Source organism: Pseudomonas sp. PB120 (assembly GCF_009761815.1).
Taxonomy (GTDB): Bacteria; Pseudomonadota; Gammaproteobacteria; order Pseudomonadales; family Pseudomonadaceae; genus Aquipseudomonas.
Genome location: NZ_RWIN01000122.1, coordinates 1 through 21137, shown reverse-complemented (window position 1 = coordinate 21137; position 21137 = coordinate 1). Strand labels below are relative to the sequence as shown.

Below are 21137 nucleotides of genomic sequence, written 5' to 3'. Positions count from 1 at the left end.
CTCCAGAACGCCATCCAACCGCAACCTATAAGTGCGGTGGTCCAGTCGGAACACTGCCAAAAAAAACACCAAGGAGTCCATCCATGAAAGGTTCCCCGTCGTTGTTGTTGGCCGCCATGCTGAGTCTGCCGTTACTGGCTCAAGCTGCTGAACCCGCTCAGTGCAGTACCGTCAACTTCTCTGATGTCGGCTGGACCGACATCACCGCGACAACTGCCACCACCAGCGTCGTGCTCGACGCCCTGGGGTACAAGACCAAGACCACCATGATTTCCGTGCCGGTAACCTACAAGTCCCTGGCCGACGGCAAGAACATGGACATTTTCCTGGGCAACTGGATGCCGACCATGGAAAACGACATCAAGGCCTACCGTGATGCAGGCACTGTGGATGTCGTGCGCACCAACCTCACCGGCGCCAAATACACCCTGGCTGTTCCGCAAGCGCTGTACGACAAAGGGCTGCATGACTTCGCCGACATCGCCAAATTCAAGAAGGAACTGGACGGCAAGATCTACGGCATCGAGCCAGGCAACGACGGCAACCGTCTGATCCAGACCATGATCGACAAGAACGCCTTCGGCCTCAAGGACGCCGGCTTCAAAGTCGTAGAGTCGAGCGAAGCAGGCATGCTCTCGCAAGTCGACCGAGCCCAGAAACGCGATACCGCCGTGGTGTTCCTCGGCTGGGCACCGCACCCGATGAACAAGCGCTTCAAAATCCAGTACCTGACCGGTGGCGATGATTTCTTCGGCCCTGACTTCGGTGCCGCCACCGTTGCGACCAACACCCGCAAGGGGTATACCCAAGAGTGCAGCAACGTAGGCCAACTGCTGAAAAACCTCGAATTCACCGTCGACATGGAAAGCTCGCTGATGGGCAACATCCTGGACGACAAGATGAAGCCTGACGCGGCCGCCAAGGCCTGGCTGAAAAAGAATCCACAGGTGCTCGATACCTGGCTCGCTGGCGTGACCACCATTGACGGTAAACCAGGCCTGGAGGCCGTGAAAGCCAAGCTCGCACAGTAATCGCTTACGCCGGGCGAGCGTGCTCGCCCGGGCTGTTTATTTCCTTGCATGCGGACGTTCACTACCATGCTGATTGATCAGAAAATACCCCTAGGCCAGTACATCGCGGGCTTCGTTGAATGGTTGACGCAACACGGCGCCAGCACCTTCGACGCAATCGCCGTGACACTGGAAACGATGATCCACGGCGTGACTTTTGCGCTGACCTGGTTCAACCCGCTGGCATTGATCGGCCTCATTGCACTACTGGCACACTTCATTCAACGCAAATGGGGCCTGACCGTTTTCGTCATCGCCTCCTTCCTGCTGATCCTCAATCTGGGGTACTGGCAGGAAACCATGGAAACCCTCGCCCAGGTGTTGTTCGCCACCCTGGTCTGCGTGGTCATCGGCGTGCCGCTGGGCATCGTCGCCGCGCACAAGCCGATGTTCTACACTTTAATGCGTCCGGTACTCGATCTGATGCAGACCGTACCGACCTTCGTTTACCTCATTCCTACCCTGACCCTCTTCGGGCTGGGTGTGGTCCCGGGCCTGATCTCCACGGTGGTGTTCGCCATTGCCGCACCGATCCGCCTGACCTACCTGGGCATCCGCGATGTCCCTGCAGAATTGATGGACGCCGGCAAAGCCTTCGGCTGCTCGCGTCGCCAACTGCTCACAAGGATTGAACTGCCCCACGCCATGCCAAGCATCGCGGCCGGCATCACCCAGTGCATCATGCTGTCGTTGTCGATGGTGGTGATCGCGGCACTGGTGGGCGCCGACGGACTGGGCAAACCGGTGGTCAACGCACTGAACACTGCTGATATCGCCCTGGGCTTCGAAGCGGGCCTGGCGATCGTACTGCTGGCGATCATGCTCGACCGTATCTGCAAACAACCCGACGCTAAAGTAGGGGGTGACGCATGAGCATAATTCGCTTCGAAGACGTCGACGTAATCTTCACTAAAGATCCGCGCGAGGCGCTGAAACTTCTCGATCAAGGCCTGACCCGCAGCGAGATCCTGAAAAAGACCGGGCAGATCGTCGGGGTCGAAAAGGCCAGCCTGGATATCGAAAAAGGTGAAATCTGTGTGCTGATGGGCCTGTCCGGCTCCGGCAAGTCCAGCCTGCTGCGTTGCATCAACGGCCTCAACACCGTCAGCCGCGGCAAGCTGTTTGTCGAGCACGAAGGCAAGCAGATCAACATTGCAGCCTGCTCCGACGCCGAACTGAAAATGATGCGCACCAAGCGCATCGCGATGGTGTTCCAGAAGTTCGCCCTGATGCCTTGGCTGACCGTGCGCGAAAACATCAGCTTCGGCTTGGAAATGCAGGGGCGCCCGGAGAAAGAACGCAAGAAACTCGTCGATGAAAAACTTGAGCTGGTGGGCCTGACCCAATGGCGCAACAAGAAGCCCGATGAGCTGTCCGGCGGCATGCAACAGCGTGTGGGCCTGGCGCGTGCACTGGCGATGGACGCCGACATTCTGCTGATGGACGAACCGTTCTCGGCACTCGACCCCTTGATCCGCCAGGGCCTGCAGGACGAACTGCTGGAACTGCAACGCAAGCTGAACAAAACCATCGTGTTCGTGAGCCACGACCTCGATGAAGCGCTGAAACTCGGCAGTCGCATCGCGATCATGAAAGACGGCCGGATCATTCAATACAGCAAGCCTGAAGAAATCGTCCTGAACCCTGCGGACGACTACGTGCGGACCTTCGTGGCCCACACCAATCCGCTGAACGTGCTGTGCGGTCGCAGCCTGATGCGCACACTGGACAACTGCAAACGCATCAACGGTTCGGTCTGCCTCGATCCGGGCGGCGATTCGTGGCTGGACCTGGCCGAAGGTAACACCATCAAGGGCGCACGCCAGAACGGCGCGAGCCTGGACCTGCAAAACTGGACCCCGGGGGAAGCGGTTGAAGGACTGGGTCGTCGCCCGACGCTGGTGGACTCAAACATCGGCATGCGCGATGCGCTGCAGATCCGTTATCACACCGGTAACAAGCTGGTGCTGCACGACAACAACAGAGTGGTGGGGATTCTCGGCGACAGCGAGTTGTATCACGCGCTACTCGGCAAGAACCTGGGGTAAGGCAACAGACACAAAAACGCCGCGAGAGGATCGCGGCGTTTTTGTTAGTACAGATATTCAGCTTGAAAGGCTGAATGTGGCGAGGGAGCTTGCTCCCGCTGGGTTGCGAAGCAACCCCAAAACCTTACACCGCAGTACTTCAGAAAGAACGCGTTATCCGGATTTACGACTGCTTCGCAGCCGAGCGGGAGCAAGCTCCCTCGCCACAACAGCTTTACCGCATCACTTCACAACTCAGCTATAAACCCGGCCAAGGAGCTGCCGATGGCTTTCGAACTGATCGAGCACGTCACGGGTGATCTGATCCTGAGTGAAGCCCATCAAGTCGTAGTCCTGGCTGCCGTTGTGCAAATACACCTCGGCGCGGTAGTAGCGCGCGCGGGGCTCATCGGCGCTTTCAGCCGACACCGTTTCGCTCGCCGCGGCCAGATAACCATCCAGGCTCACTTCGTAGACAAATGGATTGCCCTCTTCCCGGTCAATCCGCACGCCCATGCAACGCTTCGATTTACCCAGCAGCGTCTGCACGTTCAACCCCTGAGCGCGCAATTGCGTCGCCGCATCTTCCAGCGCCGGGCTGACTTGCTTGTCCATGAAGCGCTGAACGATCGACTGGTTCGGCTGCAAGTCCAGTTGCGTCAACCGCTCGCTGAAACCACGACGGCCGCGTGCGGCCAGTTCCGCTTGCTCCTGTTCGATCTGCACGTCCTGGCGCATGGCCTTGTGCAAGCCGAACATGAAGAACACCAGCACCACCGAGAACGGCAGGCCGGCCAGCACCACCATGGTTTGCATGGCTTCGAAGTTACCGGCGAACAGCAGGCCGATGGTCACCAGCGTGATCACCGCCGACCAGAAGATCCGCAGCCAGTGCGGGGCATCTTCGTCGACGTTACCGCCCTTGCACGAAAGGTTGGCCATCATCACCGCGCCGGAATCCGCCGGGGTCAGGAACAGCACGAAACCGACGAAAATCGACACGCCGATCACCACTTTCGACGCCGGGTAATGCTCGAGCAACTGGTAGATCGCCATGGACGGCTGTTCCAGCGCCGTCTTCCCAAGCTCCACCGCCCCATGGTTCATCACCAGGTCGAGGGCCGAGTTACCGAAGATCGACAGCCACGCCAGGGTGAAACCCAGCGGAATCAGCAGCACACCGGCGACCAGTTCACGCACCGTGCGACCACGGGAAATGCGCGCGATGAACATGCCTACAAAGGGTGCCCAGGAAATCCACCAGGCCCAGTAGAACAGGGTCCACAGGCCCAACCAACGGTCGGACTTCTCACTGTCGCCTTCGTACACGTAGAGGTCGAAAGTCTTCAGCACCACGCCGTTCAAGTAGTCACCGATGTTTTGCACAAAGCCGTTAAGCAAGTGCAGGGTCGGGCCGAACAGCAGCACGAAAATCAGCAGACCGCTGAACAGCACGATGTTCAGGTTGGACAGGCGGCGAATACCGTTTTCCACGCCGGACACGGCAGCAATGGTCGCGACCGTGCTCATCACGATGATCACGATCAGCAGGTTGGTGTTGCTGTGTTCCATGCCGAACAGGTTTTCCAGCCCGGAAGACACTTGCAGCGAACCAATCCCCAGGTTCGTCACCAGGCCCAGCAGGGTCACGAACATGCCAAAGCCGTCCACCGCATGACCGGCCGCGCCTTTGACCCAACGCTCGCCCACCAGCGGATACAGCGCCGAACGCAATGCCAGCGGCTGGTTATGACGGTAAGCAAAGTACGCCACGGCCAGGCCGACCAACGCGTAGATCGCCCAGCCATGCAGGCCCCAGTGCAGGAACGTCAGCTGCACAGCCTGACGCGCGGCCATGTTGCTGGCCGAAACGCCTTCCGGCGGATTGAAGTAATGGTCCAGCGGCTCGGAAGCACCGAAGTACAGCAGCGAGATGCCGATACCCGACGAGAAGAGCATCCCCGCCCAGGCGCCGTAGCTGAAGTCCGGGGTGTCGTCCTTACTGCCCAGTTTGAGTTTGCCGTAGGACGAAAACGCCAGGCCAACGACGAATACGAGGTAGGCGGCAATCACCACCATGTAGTACCAGCCAAAGCTGCGGGACAGCCAGGCCTGGGCAATGCCGAGCAATCTGCCGGCCTCTTGCGGGGCGATGATCAGAATGGCGGTCAGCAACAGAATCAACGCGGTAGAGGTGTAGAACACCCAACCGTTGACCGTCACCTTATCGGGTGGGGTCTTTATAAGAGAGGCAGAACTCATGGCACAGAAGCTCCGGGCAGTGCGAGAGAAGAACGCAAGGCAAACGAGCCACCCGACTAATCGGTTAGTGGGCAGCCGACCAGTGGGTGATATAAAGACAGCCCGAAAAAAGCCCGAAGCCCTTGGAACGCCGTGGCGCGTAGGTTTCGAGCAGTTTCGGAAGTCGATTTATTCGCCGCTACGCGTAGGAAAATTCAGCACGCAGCGACGATTTGTCGCAGAGCTTATTCTTTGTTGATTGAACGTTCAATCAAAACAAAATAGACTGGCCTTCAACCCGGTAGCCGTTTGACGTCTGCCGGAAGGCCTAAGGAGATGTGCAAGATGCCCAAGGTCGGTATGCAACCCATCCGTCGCCAGCAATTGATCGAAGCCACCTTGCTGGCCGTCGATCAGGTCGGAATGGGGGACGCCAGCATTGCGCTGATCGCCCGTTTGGCCGGTGTCTCGAATGGCATCATCAGTCACTATTTTCAGGACAAGAACGGCCTGATCGCTGCCACGGCGCAGTACCTGATGAGTGTCCTCGCCGAGAACGTCACCGCACGCCGTCAGGCGCTGACAGATGAAAGCCCGCGGGCGCATCTGCAGGTGATTATCGAAGGCAACTTCGACGCCAGCCAGGTCAATGGCCCGGCAATGAAAACCTGGCTGGCCTTCTGGGCCACCAGCATGCACCACCCGTCTTTGCACAGGTTGCAGCGGATCAACGATCACCGTCTGTATTCCAACCTGTGCTGCCAGTTCCGCCGCGTACTGCCGCTCGATGACGCGCGCAGTGCAGCCCGGGGCCTGGCAGCCCTCATTGACGGTTTGTGGTTGCGCGGCGCGCTGTCCGGAGATGCTTTCGACACCGAGCAGGCGCACCGGATCGCTTACGAATACATGGATTTCCAACTGGCCAAGCGGGTGAGTTAGAGCACAACAGAACGCTCGACACCCGGACGCGCCAACCACTTATGCACTTGCGAGGACTTTATGGCCCGTTTCGAACTGCAAAAACTCTACATCGATGGCGGTTACTCCGACGCTGGCAGCGACGCCACCTTCGAAGCCATCAACCCGGCGAACGGTGAAGTCCTCGCAAAAGTACAGCGCGCCACCTTCGATGACGTCGAGCGTGCCGTGGTCAGCGCTGAAAAGGGCCAGAAAATCTGGGCCGCCATGACCGCCATGGAGCGTTCGCGCATCCTGCGTCGCGCCGTGGACATCCTGCGCGAGCGCAACGATGAACTGGCTGCCCTGGAAACCCTGGACACCGGCAAGTCATTCTCCGAAACCAAGTACGTCGACATCGTGACCGGCGCTGACGTGCTGGAATACTACGCAGGCCTGGTGCCCGCCATCGAAGGCGAGCAGATCCCGCTGCGCACCACGTCGTTTGTCTACACCCGTCGCGAACCGCTGGGCGTCGTGGCCGGTATCGGCGCGTGGAACTACCCGATCCAGATCGCGCTGTGGAAATCCGCACCGGCCCTGGCGGCCGGTAACGCGATGATCTTCAAGCCAAGCGAAGTCACTTCCCTGACCACGCTGAAACTGGCCGAGATCTACACCGAAGCGGGCCTGCCTGCCGGCGTGTTCAACGTGTTGACCGGCAGCGGCCGTGAAGTCGGCACCTGGCTGACCGAGCACCCCCGCATTGAAAAAATCTCCTTTACCGGCGGCACTGACACCGGCAAGAAGGTCATGGCCAGCGCTTCGGCGTCGTCGCTCAAAGACGTGACCATGGAACTGGGCGGCAAATCCCCGCTGATCATTTTCGACGACGCCGACCTCGATCGCGCCGCCGACACCGCGATGATGGCCAACTTCTACAGCTCCGGCCAGGTCTGCACCAACGGCACTCGCGTGTTCGTCCCGAGCCACCTGAAAGCGGCGTTCGAAGCCAAGATCGTCGAGCGCGTTGCACGCATCCGCGTCGGCAACCCGGAAGACGAAAACACCAACTTCGGCCCGCTGGTCAGCTTCGCCCACATGGAAAGCGTGTTGGGCTACATCGCAAAAGGTAAGGAAGAAGGTGCTCGCGTACTGTGCGGCGGCGGCCGTCTGACCGAAGGCGAATTCGCCAAGGGCGCGTTCGTGGCCCCGACCGTGTTCACCGACTGCACAGACGAGATGACCATCGTTCGCGAAGAAATCTTCGGCCCGGTGATGAGCATCCTGACTTACGAGACCGAAGAAGAAGTGATCCGCCGCGCCAACGACACCGACTTCGGCCTGGCCGCAGGCGTCGTGACCCAGGACCTGAACCGTGCTCACCGCGTGATTCATCAACTGGAAGCCGGTATCTGCTGGATCAACGCCTGGGGCGAGTCCGACGCGAAGATGCCGGTCGGCGGTTACAAGCAATCGGGTGTGGGCCGTGAGAACGGCATCAGCTCGCTGAACAACTTCACCCGCATCAAATCGGTACAGGTCGAACTGGGCGACTACGCCTCGGTGTTCTAAGGCGATATCCGCTTCGCCTGCGAGGCCGTCATCGCCAGCAGGCTGGCTCCCACAGGAATACGCATTCCAATGTGGGAGCCAGCCTGCTGGCGATCGAGTGCGCAGCACTCGCCATGGCCAGACCTGAACCAACTTCAAAGAGGGTGCATTCAATGTCCCAAGAATTCGATTACATCATCATCGGTGCCGGCTCGGCCGGTAACACCCTGGCGACCCGTCTGACCGAAGACGCCGGCGTCACCGTCCTGCTGCTCGAAGCCGGCGGCCCGGATTACCGTTTCGACTTCCGCACACAAATGCCGGCTGCCCTGGCGTTCCCGCTGCAAGGTCGTCGCTACAACTGGGCGTACGAAACCGATCCAGAGCCACACATGGACGGCCGTCGGATGGAATGCGGTCGCGGCAAGGGCCTAGGTGGCTCTTCGCTGATCAACGGCATGTGCTACATCCGCGGCAACGCCATGGACTACGACAACTGGGCGAAACTGCCAGGTCTTGAAGACTGGGACTACCTCAACTGCCTGCCGTATTTCCGCAAGGCGGAAACCCGCGACATCGGCCCGAACGACTACCACGGTGGCGACGGTCCGGTCAGCGTGACCACGCCGAAAGCCGGCAACAACCCGCTGTTCCACGCCATGGTCGAAGCCGGCGTGCAGGCCGGTTACCCGCGCACCGAAGACCTGAACGGCTATCAGCAGGAAGGCTTTGGTCCGATGGACCGCACCGTGACGCCCAAAGGCCGTCGCGCCAGCACCGCGCGCGGTTACCTGGACGTCGCCAAAAAGCGTTCGACCCTGACCATTGTCACCCACGCCCTGACCGACAAGATCCTGTTCGAAGGCAAGCGCGCGGTCGGCGTGCGTTACCTGATCGGCGCCGCTGAAGAGCGTGTCGAAGTCCGTGCCCGCAAGGAAGTGCTGCTGTGCTCCGGCGCCATCGCGTCGCCGCAGATTTTGCAACGCTCCGGCGTCGGCCCGGCCGCACTGCTGAACAAACTCGACATCCCGGTGGTTCACGACCTGCCAGGCGTCGGCGAAAACCTGCAGGACCACCTCGAGTTGTACCTGCAATACGCGTGCACCCAACCGGTTTCGCTGTACCCGTCGCTGCTCTGGTACAACCAGCCAGCCATCGGCGCCGAATGGCTGTTCAACGGCACCGGCATCGGCGCCAGCAACCAGTTTGAAGCCGGCGGCTTCATCCGTACCCGCCCGGAATTCGATTGGCCGAACATCCAGTACCACTTCCTGCCGGTGGCGATTAACTACAACGGCAGCAACGGCGTGAAAGAACACGGCTTCCAGGCACACATGGGTTCCATGCGTTCGCCAAGCCGCGGTCGCATCCAGGCCAAGTCGAAGGACCCGCGCGAGTACCCGAGCATCCTGTTCAACTACATGGCTACCGAGCAGGACTGGCAGGAATTCCGCGACGGCATCCGCCTGACCCGTGAAATCATGCAACAGCCAGCACTGGACGCGTTCCGTGGCCGCGAAATCAGCCCGGGCATCGACGTGCAAACCGATGAGCAGCTCGACCAGTTCATCCGTGAACACGCCGAAACCGCGTTCCACCCGTCCTGCTCGTGCAAGATGGGCACCGACGAGATGGCCGTGGTCGATGGCGAAGGTCGCGTGCACGGCATGCAAGGCCTGCGTGTGGTGGATGCGTCGATCATGCCGATCATCACCACGGGCAACCTGAACGCGCCAACGATCATGATCGCCGAGAAAATCGCCGACAAGATCCGTGGCCGCAAGCCATTGCCGCGCAGCACCGCCGATTACTTCGTGGCCGGTGATGCACCGGTGCGTGGCAAGCCGTTGCGGGAAGTAGGTCCTACGGCTCAGTAAGGCTTGACACCGCGTCACGGCCATCGCGAGCAGGCTCGCTCCCACAGGGAATCTTCGGTGAATACAAATTCTGTGAACACCGAAGATCAAATGTGGGAGTGAGACCGGCTTGCCGGCGATGGGGCCCGACCCAGCAACACATTTCCATCTGGCATATCCTCGTAATACTTCCCCACGCCGCTCCGCCCTTGATATCCCTCCCCGCGCAAGCCTAATCTAGCGCCACGCAAACGTTTCACCCCTCCCCTTTCGCAACACCGCTGCACCGCCACTCCCTACCAAGGAGGTTCCCGAATGTTCGATTTCCACCCCCAGCTCAAGCAGCGTTTCGCTGCCTTGCGCACGGGCGCTGAATTCTTTTCGCTGCGTTATGTGCGCGAATCCGGCCAGTACCTGTCGGTGCGCAAGAATGTTGCCGAACCTCCAAGCCTGAGCCGGGACGAAGGCGCCATGCTGACCGTGCGAGTCAACGGCGTTGAAACCTACGCCGCGACCAACGACCTGTCGCAACAGGGCCTGCAATCCGCCCTCGACCGCGCCGAGCAGCAAGCCCGTCGACTCAAACCTCACGCGTTGCTCGACTTGCGCGAGCAAGCCGTTTCCAGCGACCGCGCCGACTATTTTTCGCCGAACCTCGACCAGCCCTTCCCGTCCCTCAGTGATTGCTACCAATTGCTCGGCGCCGAATCCGCTTCGGTGCCCAAGGACGAGCGTCTGGTGAACTGGCAAGTGAGCATCGGCATCACCCACGTCGAGCAGATCTACCTCAACAGCGCAGGCGCCGAGCTGCGCCAGGCACAACGCTTCGTCTACCCGGGCCTGGACGTCACGGCCTACGACGGCAACGACAGCCAGACTCGCAGCCTGGGCCGTGAGAACTTCGGCCAGCAAGGCGGCGCCGATGTGATCAGTCGTTGTGGCCTGGTCGGTGCCGGACCGCAGGTCGCTGATCAGGCGCTGCAATTGCTGCTGGCGCCGAACACGCCGCAAGGGCCGCGCGATCTGTTGTTGATGCCCGATCAGATGATGCTGCAGATCCACGAGTCCATCGGTCACCCGCTGGAGCTGGATCGCATCCTCGGTGATGAGCGCAATTACGCCGGCACCAGTTTCGTCAAGGCAGCGGACTTCGGCCACCTGCAATACGGCTCGACACTGCTCAACGTGACCTTCGACCCGGACATTCCCGAGCAGCTCGCCAGTTATGGCCATGACGACGACGGCACGCTTGCCAGCAAGCAGTTCCTGATCAAGGAAGGCCTGTTGATGCGGCCATTGGGCGGTGCGTTGTCGCAGTTTCGTGCCGGCCTGGACGGCGTCGCCAACAGCCGCGCCTGCGGCTGGAACCGTCCGCCCATCGACCGCATGGCCAACCTGAACATCGAGCCCGGCGATCAGCCGCTGGAGCAACTGATCGGCAACATCGAGCACGGTATTTTGATGAGCACCAACCGCTCGTGGTCCATCGACGATGCGCGCAACAAATTCCAGTTCGGTTGCGAATGGGCGCAATTGATCGAAAACGGCGAACTCAAAGGCGTGGTGAAGAACCCGAACTACCGGGCGATTTCCGCACAGTTCTGGAAAAGCCTTAGCGCCGTGGGCGACGCCAGCACCTTCAAGGTGCTCGGCACGCCGAACTGCGGCAAGGGCGAACCGAACCAGGTGATCCGCGTCGGCCATGCGTCGCCGGCCTGTGTGTTCAGCAACGTGGATGTGTTTGGGGGAGACGCCTGATGAGCGATTCAAAAAATCAGGTCGAGGCGTTCAAGGCCTTGGTCAACTGGCTGCGCGAGGCCATTCGCGAGCCGGAACAGTTCACCCTCAGCTACGCCGCCGAGTTCTCGGCCTTTGTGCGTTTCAATCACGCCAAGGTGCGTCAGGCCGGGCAGGTGCAGCAGGCGAGCATCGGTTTCAAACTGATCAACGAGGGCCGGCATGCCGACCTCGACATCACGCTGTCGGGCGACGCGCAAGTTGACCTTCAGCGGCTGGCCGAAGGCCTGCAGCAGCTGCGCGACACCTTGCCGTTGTTGCCGCAGGATCCGTACCTGCTGCTCAACTACACCGGTTGGCAGAGCAAGAGTGTGCAGGAACATCCGCTGCCGGACACCGAGCAGGTCGTGGCCGAAATCACCCAGGCTGCCGAAGGGCTGGACCTGGTGGGTTTCTACGCCGCCGGCCCGATCAGCCGTGGCTTCGCCAGTTCCTCGGGCGCGTTCGGCTGGCATCAGGCCAACAGCTTCAACTTCGATTTCAGCCTGTTCCACGAAAACGGCCAGGCGGTGAAGGCCAGCTTCGCCGGGCACGACTGGAACAGTGAAGCGTTCGCCAAACGCTTCCAGCAGGCGCGCGAGCAATTGGCGTTTCTGGGTCGGCCGCTGCGCACGCTGGCACCGGGTCAATACCGCGCGTACCTGGCTCCGGCGGCACTGGAAGAAATCATGGGCATGCTGTCCTGGGGCGGTTTCTCGGCGCAGTCGATTGCCAGCAAGAGCAGCCCGCTGCAGAAGCTCTACGGCGGCGACAATGCGTTCAGCCCCTTGGTATCGCTGGACGAAAAAGTCAGCGGCTCATTGAGTCCTGCGTTTTCCGGCGAAGGCTATCCGCGCAGTGATCTGGCGTTGATCGTCGGCGGTAAAGCCGGTGCGCAAATGGTGAGTTCGCGCAGTGCCGCCGAGTATGGCCTGACGGCCAACGGTGCCAGCGGCGGTGAAATGCCGGGCGCGTTGAACATGGCGGCCGGGACCTTGCCTGATGCAGAGATTCTCAAGCAACTGGGCACCGGTTTGTACATCAGCAATCTCTGGTACCTGAACTACTCGGATCAGCCGATGGCACGCATGACGGGGATGACCCGGTTCGCGACGTTCTGGGTCGAAAACGGCGAGATACAGGCGCCGGTCAGCACCATGCGCTTTGATGACAGCGCCTACAGTTTGCTGGGTTCGCAGCTGGAAGCGTTGACCGAGGAGCGCGAGTTGTTGCTCTCGGCGAGCACCTACAGCCAACGGGCCACGGCTTCGGCGTTGTTGCCGGGCGCGCTCATCAGCCGACTCACCTTGACCCTGTAAACACCAAACCCTGTGGCGAGGGAGCTTGCTCCCGCTGGGTCGCAGAGCGACCCCAAACCGGTACATGCGGTTTACCCGTTAAACCGCATTCTCAGGGTTTACGACTGCTTCGCAGCCGAGCGGGAGCAAGCTCCCTCGCCACAGAGGTCAGTGCCAGCCATGACCTTGCATAAATTCCGACCGACATGAGGTCCCATGCCCAATCGCCAACCTCTCGACGCTGTCACCGCCCGCTGGGTCCCGTGGGTCGTCGCCATTGCTTTCTTCATGCAGTCCCTCGACGGGACGATCCTCAACACCGCGCTGCCGGCCATGGCCCGCGACCTGGCGGAAGACCCGTTGCGCATGCAGGGCGTGATCATCGCCTACATGCTCACCGTCGCCTTGCTGATCCCCGCCTCGGGCTGGATCGCCGACCGGTTCGGCACCAAGAAAATCTTCTTCGGCGCGATCCTGTTGTTCAGCATCGGCTCGCTGCTCTGCGCGCTGTCGAGCAGCCTGAGCTTGCTGATTGGTGCCCGGGTGATTCAAGGCCTGGGCGGCGCGCTGATGCTGCCCGTCGGCCGGCTCGTGGTGCTGCGCGCTTACCCGCGTTCGGAGCTGGTGCGGATCATGGGTTTCATCACCATTCCCGGCCTGCTCGGCCCCTTGATCGGCCCGACCATGGGCGGCTGGATGGTGGAATACCTGACCTGGCACTGGATCTTCCTGATCAACTTGCCGGTCGGAGCCATCGGCTGCTACGCGGTGTGGCGGTTCATCCCCGACCTGCGCGGCAGTGAACGCACGCGCTTCGACAGCCTGGGCTTTTTGCTGTTTGGCGCGGCGATGGTACTGATCACCATCGCCATGGAAGGCCTGGGCGAACTGCACCTGCCGCACTTGCGGGTGATGTTGTTGCTGTTCGGCGGCATGGCGTGCCTGGCGGCGTATTGGTTGCGCGCGGGGCACATCGAGAATCCGCTGTTTGCGCCCTCGCTGTTCAAGACCCGAACCTTCGCCGTGGGCATCCTCGGCAACCTGTTCGCCCGCCTCGGTAGTGGCGCCCTGCCGTTTCTCGTGCCCTTGCTGCTGCAAGTCGCGCTGGGTTATTCGCCGTCCCAGGCCGGGATGAGCATGTTGCCGCTGGCGGCGGCGGCGATGGTCGCCAAGTCTGTCGCGCGACCGATGATCGAGCGCCTCGGCTACCGGATCGTGCTGACCGGCAACACCCTGGCCCTGGGGCTGATGCTGGCGAGCATGGGCCTGGTCAGCGAGCAAACGCCGTACTGGCTGCTGCTGGGAATGCTGGCGATTCTCGGCGCGATCAACTCGCTGCAGTTCACCGCGATGAACACCGTCACGCTCATCGACCTCGACGACGCCAGCGCCAGCAGCGGCAACAGCTTGCTGTCGGTGGTTGCACAATTGTCCTTGAGCCTCGGGGTTGCTTGCGCGGGCGCCCTCCTCGGCGGGTTCACTGCGGAGGTCGGAAATGATGGCGTGGACACGATTCTGGGCGCGTTCCAGCTGACCTTCGTGACGGTCGGAATCATGGCGATGCTGGCTGCGACCATCTTCTCGCAACTGTCGAGAGAAGACGGACGGCGCGTCAAGCGTCCGGAAGAGCACATAGAGCCTTAGGGCGAATGGCCACTGGGCTGGTACACTGCGCGACATTTTGTTTTGCAGGCCAGTCCCGTGACCACCATCGCCACCGCTTTTAATACTTTGCCGCTGTCCGCCGCCATGCTGGCTAACCTCGACTCTTTGGGTTATGCCGAGATGACGCCGATCCAGGCGCAAAGCTTGCCGGTGATCCTCAAGGGGATGGACTTGATCGCCCAGGCCAAAACCGGCAGCGGCAAGACCGCGGCCTTTGGTATCGGCCTGTTGAATCCGATCAACCCGCGCTTCTTCGGTTGCCAGGCGCTGGTTATCTGCCCGACTCGCGAGCTGGCTGACCAGGTCGCCAAGGAAATCCGTCGCCTGGCCCGCGCCGAAGACAACATCAAGGTCCTGACCCTGTGCGGCGGCGTGTCCTTCGGCCCGCAGATCGGCTCGCTGGAGCACGGCGCGCACATCATCGTCGGCACCCCGGGTCGTATCCAGCAGCACCTGCGCAAGGGTTCGCTGATACTGCACGGCCTGAACACGCTGATCCTCGACGAAGCCGACCGCATGCTCGACATGGGTTTCTACGATTCCATCGAAGAAATCATTGCCCAGTGCCCGGAACGCCGTCAGACCCTGCTGTTCTCCGCCACCTACCCGGTGGGCATCAAGCAGTTGGCCTCCAAGTTCATGCGCAACCCGCAGCAAGTGAAGGCCGAAGCGTTCCACGACGACACGCAGATCGAGCAGCGCTTCTACGAGATTTCTCCGGAAGAGCGCATGGACGCCGTGGTCAAAGTCCTCGCGCATCACCGTCCGGCGTCCTGCGTGGCCTTCTGCTTCACCAAGCAGCAGGTTCAGGAAACCGTTGATCACCTGACCGCCAAAGGCATCTCTGCCGTCGGCCTGCACGGCGATCTGGAACAGCGTGACCGTGACCAGGTACTGGCAATGTTCGCCAACCGCAGTACGTCGGTACTGGTAGCCACCGACGTCGCCGCGCGTGGCCTCGACATCGATGCACTGGACATGGTGATCAACGTCGAGCTGGCCCGTGATTCGGAAATCCACATTCACCGTGTAGGCCGTACGGGCCGCGCCGGTGAGAAAGGGATCGCGATCAGCCTGGTTGCCCCGTCCGAAGCGCACCGCGCCCAGGCCATCGAACTGCTGCAGAAGTCGCCGTTGAGCTGGGATCAGCTGGACAACCTCAAATCCCAGGGCGGTGGCCCGCTGCTGCCGCAAATGAGCACCCTGGTCATCGGCGCTGGCCGTAAAGACAAAGTGCGTCCGGGCGACATCCTGGGTGCACTGACGGGCGATGCCGGCATTCCGGGTGCCCAGGTCGGCAAGATCGCGATCTTCGACTTCCAGGCCTACGTGGCCGTGGAACGCGGAGTTGCCAAGCAGGCCATGCAACGTCTGAACGATGGCAAGATCAAGGGCCGCTCGCTGCGCGTGCGTATCCTGTAAGAACAACGCACTTCCCCCCTGTAGGAGCGAGCTTGCTCGCGATGGTCGTCAACGATCACGCTGAAAGCCTGACACCCCGCAGCGGTCTCAGGTTTTTCGCGAGCAAGCTCGCTCCTACAGGGACCGCATCAGTTTTGTGTGAGGACACCGTTTTGCGCTCTACCGAAGTCGTGATCATTGGCGCTGGCGCCGCAGGGTTGATGTGTGCACTGACCGCCGCCGGGCGTGGGCGCAACGTCATGTTGATCGACCATGCGAACAAGGCTGGCAAGAAAATCCTGATGTCGGGCGGCGGCCGCTGCAATTTCACCAACATGTACACCGAACCGGGCAATTTTCTCTCGCAAAACGAGCACTTTTGCAAATCCGCACTGGCGCGCTACACCCAGTGGGATTTCATCGGAATGGTCGCCAAACACGGCGTGCCGTACCACGAGAAAAAGCTCGGCCAATTGTTCTGCGATAACAAATCCAGCGACATCCTCGAAATGCTGCTCAACGAATGCGATCAGGTCGGCGTCAGCCTGCACCTGGACACGTCGATCCAGACCATCGAGAAGCTCGAAAACGGCTACTTGCTGGACACGACGCTCGGCCAGTTGACCTGCGAATCGCTGGTGATCGCCACCGGTGGCTTGTCGATCCCGACCCTGGGCGCGACCGGTTTCGGCTATCAAGTGGCCAAGCAGTTCGGGCACGACCTGCTGCCCACCCGCGCCGGCCTGGTGCCGTTTACCATCACCGATCAGCTCAAGGAGCTGTGCACCGAACTGTCCGGCACGTCGGTGGATTGCCTGGTGAGCTGCAACGACCAGAGCTTTCGCGAGAACATCCTGTTTACCCATCGCGGCCTCAGCGGCCCGGCGATTTTGCAGATTTCGTCGTTCTGGCAATCCGGCGATACGGTGGAGATCAACCTCCTGCCGGACCACGACGTGCCGAGCTGGCTGCAACAGCAGCAGGCCGAACGCCCGAACAGCGAGCTGAAAACCCTGCTCGGTGAACTCTTCACCAAGAAGATGGCCAACTTGCTGGCGGACAACTGGTTCGTCTCCAAACCGATGAAGCAATACACCCACGCGGAAATCGCCGACATCGCCGAAAAACTGGCGAGCTGGAAAGTTGTGCCGGCCGGCACGGAAGGCTACCGCACGGCCGAAGTGACCCTGGGTGGCGTCGACACCAACGAAGTGTCGTCGAAAACCATGGAATCGCTGAAAAGCCCTGGCCTGTACTTCATCGGCGAGGTGCTCGACGTGACCGGGCACCTGGGCGGCTTCAACTTCCAGTGGGCCTGGGCTTCCGGGTACGCGGCTGCGCAATTCGTCTGACAAGCGCACCTTGTGGCGAGGGAGCTTGCTCCCGCTGGCCTGCGAAGCGGGCCCAACACCTGTCACCACGGTCAGCCTGACACACTCATTGCGCAGGATTTACGACGGCTGCGCCGCCGAGCGGGAGCAAGCTCCCTCGCCACAGGGGACGATGCAAGCCTGAGGTTGCCACAAGGAAGGAACAGATTTTGCTGTCAGATGTGATCGGCGCCATTGCGTCGGCGTCATTACTGGCTCAATTTAGCGGCATTGCCTCGGAAGGCCTTCGCACTTCATGTCATCGACCTCGTTCAGTCAGTCTCTGCGTCGCCTCTGGGCGCTGGATAAATTCAGCTACAGCGTGCGGGTGTTCATTGCCCTGACCGGCACCATGGCGGTGTGTTGGTACCAGGATCAAATGGGGCTGCTGATCCCGTTGTTCCTCGGGATTATCGCCAGCGCCCTGGCCGAAACCGACGACAGTTGGCAGGGCCGTCTCAATGCGCTGGCCGTGACGCTGGTGTGTTTCCTCGTCGCCGCGCTGTCGGTTGAACTGCTGTTCCCCTACCCCGTCTTTTTTATCATCGCCTTCGCCCTCGCGGCCTTCTGCCTGACAATGCTCGGCGCCTTGGGCGAACGCTATGGCGCGATTGCCTCGGCGACGCTGATTCTGTCGGTCTACACCATGATCGGCGTGGACCAGCGCGGCGGCGCGGTGACCGATTTCTGGCACGAGCCGGTGTTGCTGGTGGCCGGCGCGACCTGGTACGGCTTGCTCTCGGTGTTGTGGCAAGCCCTGTTTTCCAATCAGCCGGTGCAGCAGAGCCTGGCGCGGTTGTTCCGCGAACTGGGTTTTTACCTCAAGCTGAAATCGTCGTTGTTCGAGCCGATCCGCCAGATGGACGTGGAAGCACGCCGACTGGAACTGGCCCAACAGAACGGTCGCGTGGTGGCGGCATTGAACGCGGCCAAGGAAATCATTCTGCACCGGGTCGGCAATGGTCGACCGGGCTCGAAAGTCAGCCGCTACCTCAAGCTGTATTTCCTGGCCCAGGACATCCACGAGCGCGCCAGCTCATCGCACTACCCTTACAACGCCCTGGCGGAAGCCTTTTTCCACAGCGACGTGCTGTTCCGCTGTCAGCGCCTGCTGCGCCAGCAGGGCAAGGCCTGCCGAGCGCTGGCCGAGTCGATCCAGATGCGCCAGCCATTCATCTATGACGCGAGCTTCGCCGAGGCCTTGGGTGATTTGCACGCCTCCCTCGAACACCTGCGCATTCAGAGCAACCCGGCCTGGCGCGGCTTGCTCCGGTCGTTGCGGGCATTGGCGGCCAACCTCGGCACACTCGACCGCTTGCTCAGCGACGCCAGCAACCCCGATGCCCTGGCCGACGCCACTGACAGCAGCCTGCTCGACCGCTCGCCGCGCAACCTCAACGATGTGTGGGTGCGCTTGCGCACTCAACTGACGCCGACTTCGCTGCTGTTCCGCCACGCCCTGCGCTTGCCCCTGGCGTTGTGCATCGGCTACGGCATGGTGCATTTGATCCACCCGTCCCAGGGTTACTGGATCATCCTCACCACCCTGTTCGTCTGCCAGCCGAACTACGGCGCCACACGGCGTAAACTCGGTCAGCGGATTATCGGCACCGCCATCGGCCTGACCCTGGCCTGGGCGCTTTTCGACCTGTTCCCGAACCCGTTGATCCAGTCATGCTTCGCCATTGCCGCCGGCGTGGTGTTCTTTACCAACCGCACCACCCGCTACACGCTGGCCACGGCCGCAATCACCTTGATGGTGCTGTTCTGCTTCAACCAAGTGGGCGACGGTTACGGGTTGTTCCTGCCACGGCTGATGGATACGTTACTCGGCAGCCTGATCGCCGGGCTGGCGGTGTTCCTGTTCCTGCCCGACTGGCAGGGCCGACGCCTGAACAAGGTGCTGGCCAACACCCTGACCTGCAACAGCATTTATCTGCGCCAGATCATGCAGCAATACGCCGCCGGCAAAAGCGACGACCTCGCGTATCGCCTGGCACGGCGCAATGCCCATAACGCGGATGCTGCGTTGTCGACGACACTGGCCAACATGCTGATGGAGCCAGGACATTTCCGTAAGGAGGCGGACGTCGGGTTCCGTTTCCTGGTGCTGTCACACACCTTGCTCAGCTATTTGTCCGGCCTGGGCGCCCACCGGGAAACCCCGTTACCACCGGACGTCCGCGAGCATTTGATCGACGGTGCCGGTGTGAGGCTGGCCGCCAGCATCGACGAAATCGCCCAGGGCCTGGCAAGCAAATCGCCGATTGCGATTCAGAGCGATGAGGAAGAGGCGCTGGCCAACGAACTGGAGCAGATGCCGGATGAGATCGACGAAGGCCAGCGGCTGGTGCAGACGCAGTTGGGGTTGATCTGTCGGCAGCTTGGGCCGTTGCGGACATTGGCGGCGCATTTGATCAAGGATACGAGTGAGGATTGAGAGGTGTGGCTGATGGCCTCATCGGAAAAACTCACATCCCATGCTGCTTCATCAACCGCCCATAACTCCCATCCGCCTTCATCGCCGCAATCTCGCGGTCGAAACCGGCGACGATCTGTTCATGCTTGGGGTTCTTCAGGCTGACCAGAATATGCAGGCTGTTCTCGCTCAGCGGCTTGGGCAAGAACTCTACGGCGTTGCGCACCTTGGCTGATTCCCGGGCCAGGTAGTAACGGGCGACGTACTCGTCTTCCAGGGTTAGCTTGACCCGATCGGCCGCGAGCATGCGCACAGCCATGGCAAAGCTGTGCACCGGAATTTTTTGCATCGATGCGTCGTCATCGAATGCCGGCGAATAGGCGTACCCGCGCACCACCGCTATCGGATAGGTGTGCAGTTGCTGCAGGTTGTTGAATTCGATGGGCGCGTCTTTGCGCTTGAGAAAGCGCACGCGATTGAGCAGGTATTCGCCGGAAAACTGACCAAGCTTGGTGCGCTCGTCGGTGTACCAGGCGTTGACCAACACGTCGTATCGGCCCTCGCCCAACCCCAGCAAGGCCCGCGCCCACGGCACCTGTTCGAAATCACTGGCATAGCCGGCCCGGGCCAGCGCGGTGCTGACGATGTCGGTGGCCAATCCGCCGTTGACCAGCGTGGCGTCGGTAAAGGGCGGCCAGGCATCGGCCACCAGCCGCAGCTTTTCCGCTGCCGCGCTTTGAGTCAGCAACAGCAATCCAATCAAAGCAAACGCTCGATGCAATCGCGGCATGCTAGAAAATCCTTAGCGGGCGGGCTGCCCGGCGTGTTTTCAGCCAAAACTCTCAGGCTCTGTACCGACATGACTCCGGTCTTACCTTAGCTCATTGAAGCCACTGCAAAGCGCGTCATCGAAGATTACACAAAGAAGACAACGCCGCACGAAATGAATGATGGCATTTTGGCCTTTGTCACAGATTTCTTCGTCTTGAAGACATCTTTCACCCGGGCGCTTAGTATCGGAACGACTTGGTCAAGGAATGTGAAGATGACAGTCGATTGGATCTGCAAACACCACAACGATCTGGGCAAAGAGCAGCTATACGCCATTTTGCAGTTACGGGCCGAGGTGTTCGTCGTTGAGCAGAAATGCGTGTATCAGGACATCGATGGCCAGGACCTGGAGGGCGACACCTGCCACTTGATGGCCTGGGACGGGGATCGGCTGGTGGCTTACTTGCGCCTGCTCGACCCGCAGTTGCAGGGCGGCGACGTGGTGATCGGACGGGTGATCATTGCCCCCGGCGTGCGCGGCACCGGGCTTGGGCATGAGTTGATGGCCCAGGCGTTGAAACAAACCGAAAAACGCTGGCCCGATGTGCCGGTTTATCTCTCGGCCCAGGCGCACTTGCAGGGGTATTACGGGCGGTACGGGTTTGTCGTGGCGGGTGAGGAGTATGTTGAGGATGGTATTCCGCATATCGGGATGCGTCGTCCTTGAGGCCCCCATCGCGAGCAGGCTCGCTCCCACATTTGATTTGTGGCGTACGCAAATCCAATGTGGGA

At 60.9% G+C, this 21137-nt stretch carries 15 protein-coding genes; 13 read left to right on the top strand and 2 right to left on the bottom strand.

Translation table 11 applies throughout. The features are described 5' to 3' along the window. Window positions 1–83: 83 nt before the first annotated feature. From EJA72_RS21925 to choV, 3 genes are all read left to right on the top strand, one after another. The gene (locus EJA72_RS21925; RefSeq protein ID WP_157713598.1) at window positions 84–1031 is read left to right on the top strand and encodes a choline ABC transporter substrate-binding protein; all 948 of its coding nucleotides are present in this window, start codon (window positions 84–86) and stop codon (window positions 1029–1031) included. Window positions 1032–1097: 66 nt separating this feature from the next. Further along, window positions 1098–1943: a choline ABC transporter permease subunit gene (gene choW / locus EJA72_RS21920; RefSeq protein WP_157713596.1), complete on the top strand. Its 846-nt coding sequence runs from the start codon at window positions 1098–1100 to the stop codon at window positions 1941–1943. Further along, the gene (gene choV / locus EJA72_RS21915; protein WP_157713594.1) at window positions 1940–3118 is read left to right on the top strand and encodes a choline ABC transporter ATP-binding protein; all 1179 of its coding nucleotides are present in this window, start codon (window positions 1940–1942) and stop codon (window positions 3116–3118) included. The genes choW and choV overlap by 4 nt, the downstream gene beginning before the upstream one ends. 234 nt (window positions 3119–3352) lie before the next feature. Here the strand turns inward: choV and EJA72_RS21910 are convergent, their stop codons facing one another. Next, window positions 3353–5302, bottom strand: coding sequence for a BCCT family transporter (locus EJA72_RS21910; RefSeq protein WP_372240732.1), 1950 nt, complete (start codon window positions 5300–5302; stop codon window positions 3353–3355). A 381-nt stretch (window positions 5303–5683) separates the two neighbouring features. Here EJA72_RS21910 and betI point away from each other — a divergent pair, with 381 nt between their 5' ends. From betI to yccS, 9 genes are all read left to right on the top strand, one after another. Continuing rightward, the gene (betI, locus tag EJA72_RS21905) at window positions 5684–6277 is read left to right on the top strand and encodes a transcriptional regulator BetI (protein WP_157713591.1); all 594 of its coding nucleotides are present in this window, start codon (window positions 5684–5686) and stop codon (window positions 6275–6277) included. A 60-nt stretch (window positions 6278–6337) separates the two neighbouring features. Then, window positions 6338–7810, top strand: a complete 1473-nt coding sequence (gene betB, locus EJA72_RS21900) for a betaine-aldehyde dehydrogenase (protein WP_157713589.1) — start codon at window positions 6338–6340, stop codon at window positions 7808–7810. Window positions 7811–7962: 152 nt separating this feature from the next. Then, entirely contained in the window at window positions 7963–9666 is a 1704-nt protein-coding gene (gene betA, locus EJA72_RS21895) for a choline dehydrogenase (protein WP_157713587.1), read from the top strand. Between the two features lie 294 nt (window positions 9667–9960). Further along, entirely contained in the window at window positions 9961–11403 is a 1443-nt protein-coding gene (locus EJA72_RS21890; RefSeq protein ID WP_157713585.1) for a TldD/PmbA family protein, read from the top strand. After that, on the top strand, window positions 11403–12740 hold the full coding sequence (locus EJA72_RS21885; RefSeq protein WP_157713583.1) for a TldD/PmbA family protein: 1338 nt from the start codon (window positions 11403–11405) through the stop codon (window positions 12738–12740). Before EJA72_RS21890 ends, EJA72_RS21885 begins: the two co-directional genes overlap by 1 nt. Window positions 12741–12935: 195 nt before the next feature. Then, window positions 12936–14363, top strand: a complete 1428-nt coding sequence (gene mdtD, locus EJA72_RS21880) for a multidrug transporter subunit MdtD (RefSeq protein WP_157713581.1) — start codon at window positions 12936–12938, stop codon at window positions 14361–14363. A gap of 105 nt (window positions 14364–14468) precedes the next feature. Next, entirely contained in the window at window positions 14469–15806 is a 1338-nt protein-coding gene (dbpA, locus tag EJA72_RS21875; RefSeq protein WP_256679743.1) for an ATP-dependent RNA helicase DbpA, read from the top strand. Window positions 15807–15958: 152 nt separating this feature from the next. Further along, window positions 15959–17137 carry an NAD(P)/FAD-dependent oxidoreductase gene (locus EJA72_RS21870; RefSeq protein ID WP_157713577.1) on the top strand — a complete coding sequence of 393 codons (1179 nt, stop codon included), beginning with the start codon at window positions 15959–15961 and terminating at the stop codon, window positions 17135–17137. A 274-nt stretch (window positions 17138–17411) separates the two neighbouring features. Beyond that, complete coding sequence (gene yccS, locus EJA72_RS21865; RefSeq protein WP_157713575.1) at window positions 17412–19595, top strand: YccS family putative transporter; 2184 nt, start codon at window positions 17412–17414, stop codon at window positions 19593–19595. A gap of 31 nt (window positions 19596–19626) precedes the next feature. On the opposite strand, the gene EJA72_RS21860 is transcribed toward yccS, so the two are convergent. Beyond that, window positions 19627–20364, bottom strand: coding sequence for an ABC transporter substrate-binding protein (locus EJA72_RS21860; RefSeq protein WP_157713573.1), 738 nt, complete (start codon window positions 20362–20364; stop codon window positions 19627–19629). Window positions 20365–20619: 255 nt separating this feature from the next. On the opposite strand from EJA72_RS21860, the gene EJA72_RS21855 reads away from it, so the two are divergent. After that, window positions 20620–21072 (top strand): GNAT family N-acetyltransferase, encoded by a 453-nt coding sequence (locus EJA72_RS21855; protein ID WP_157713571.1) that lies wholly within the window; start codon window positions 20620–20622, stop codon window positions 21070–21072. Window positions 21073–21137 lie beyond the last annotated feature (65 nt).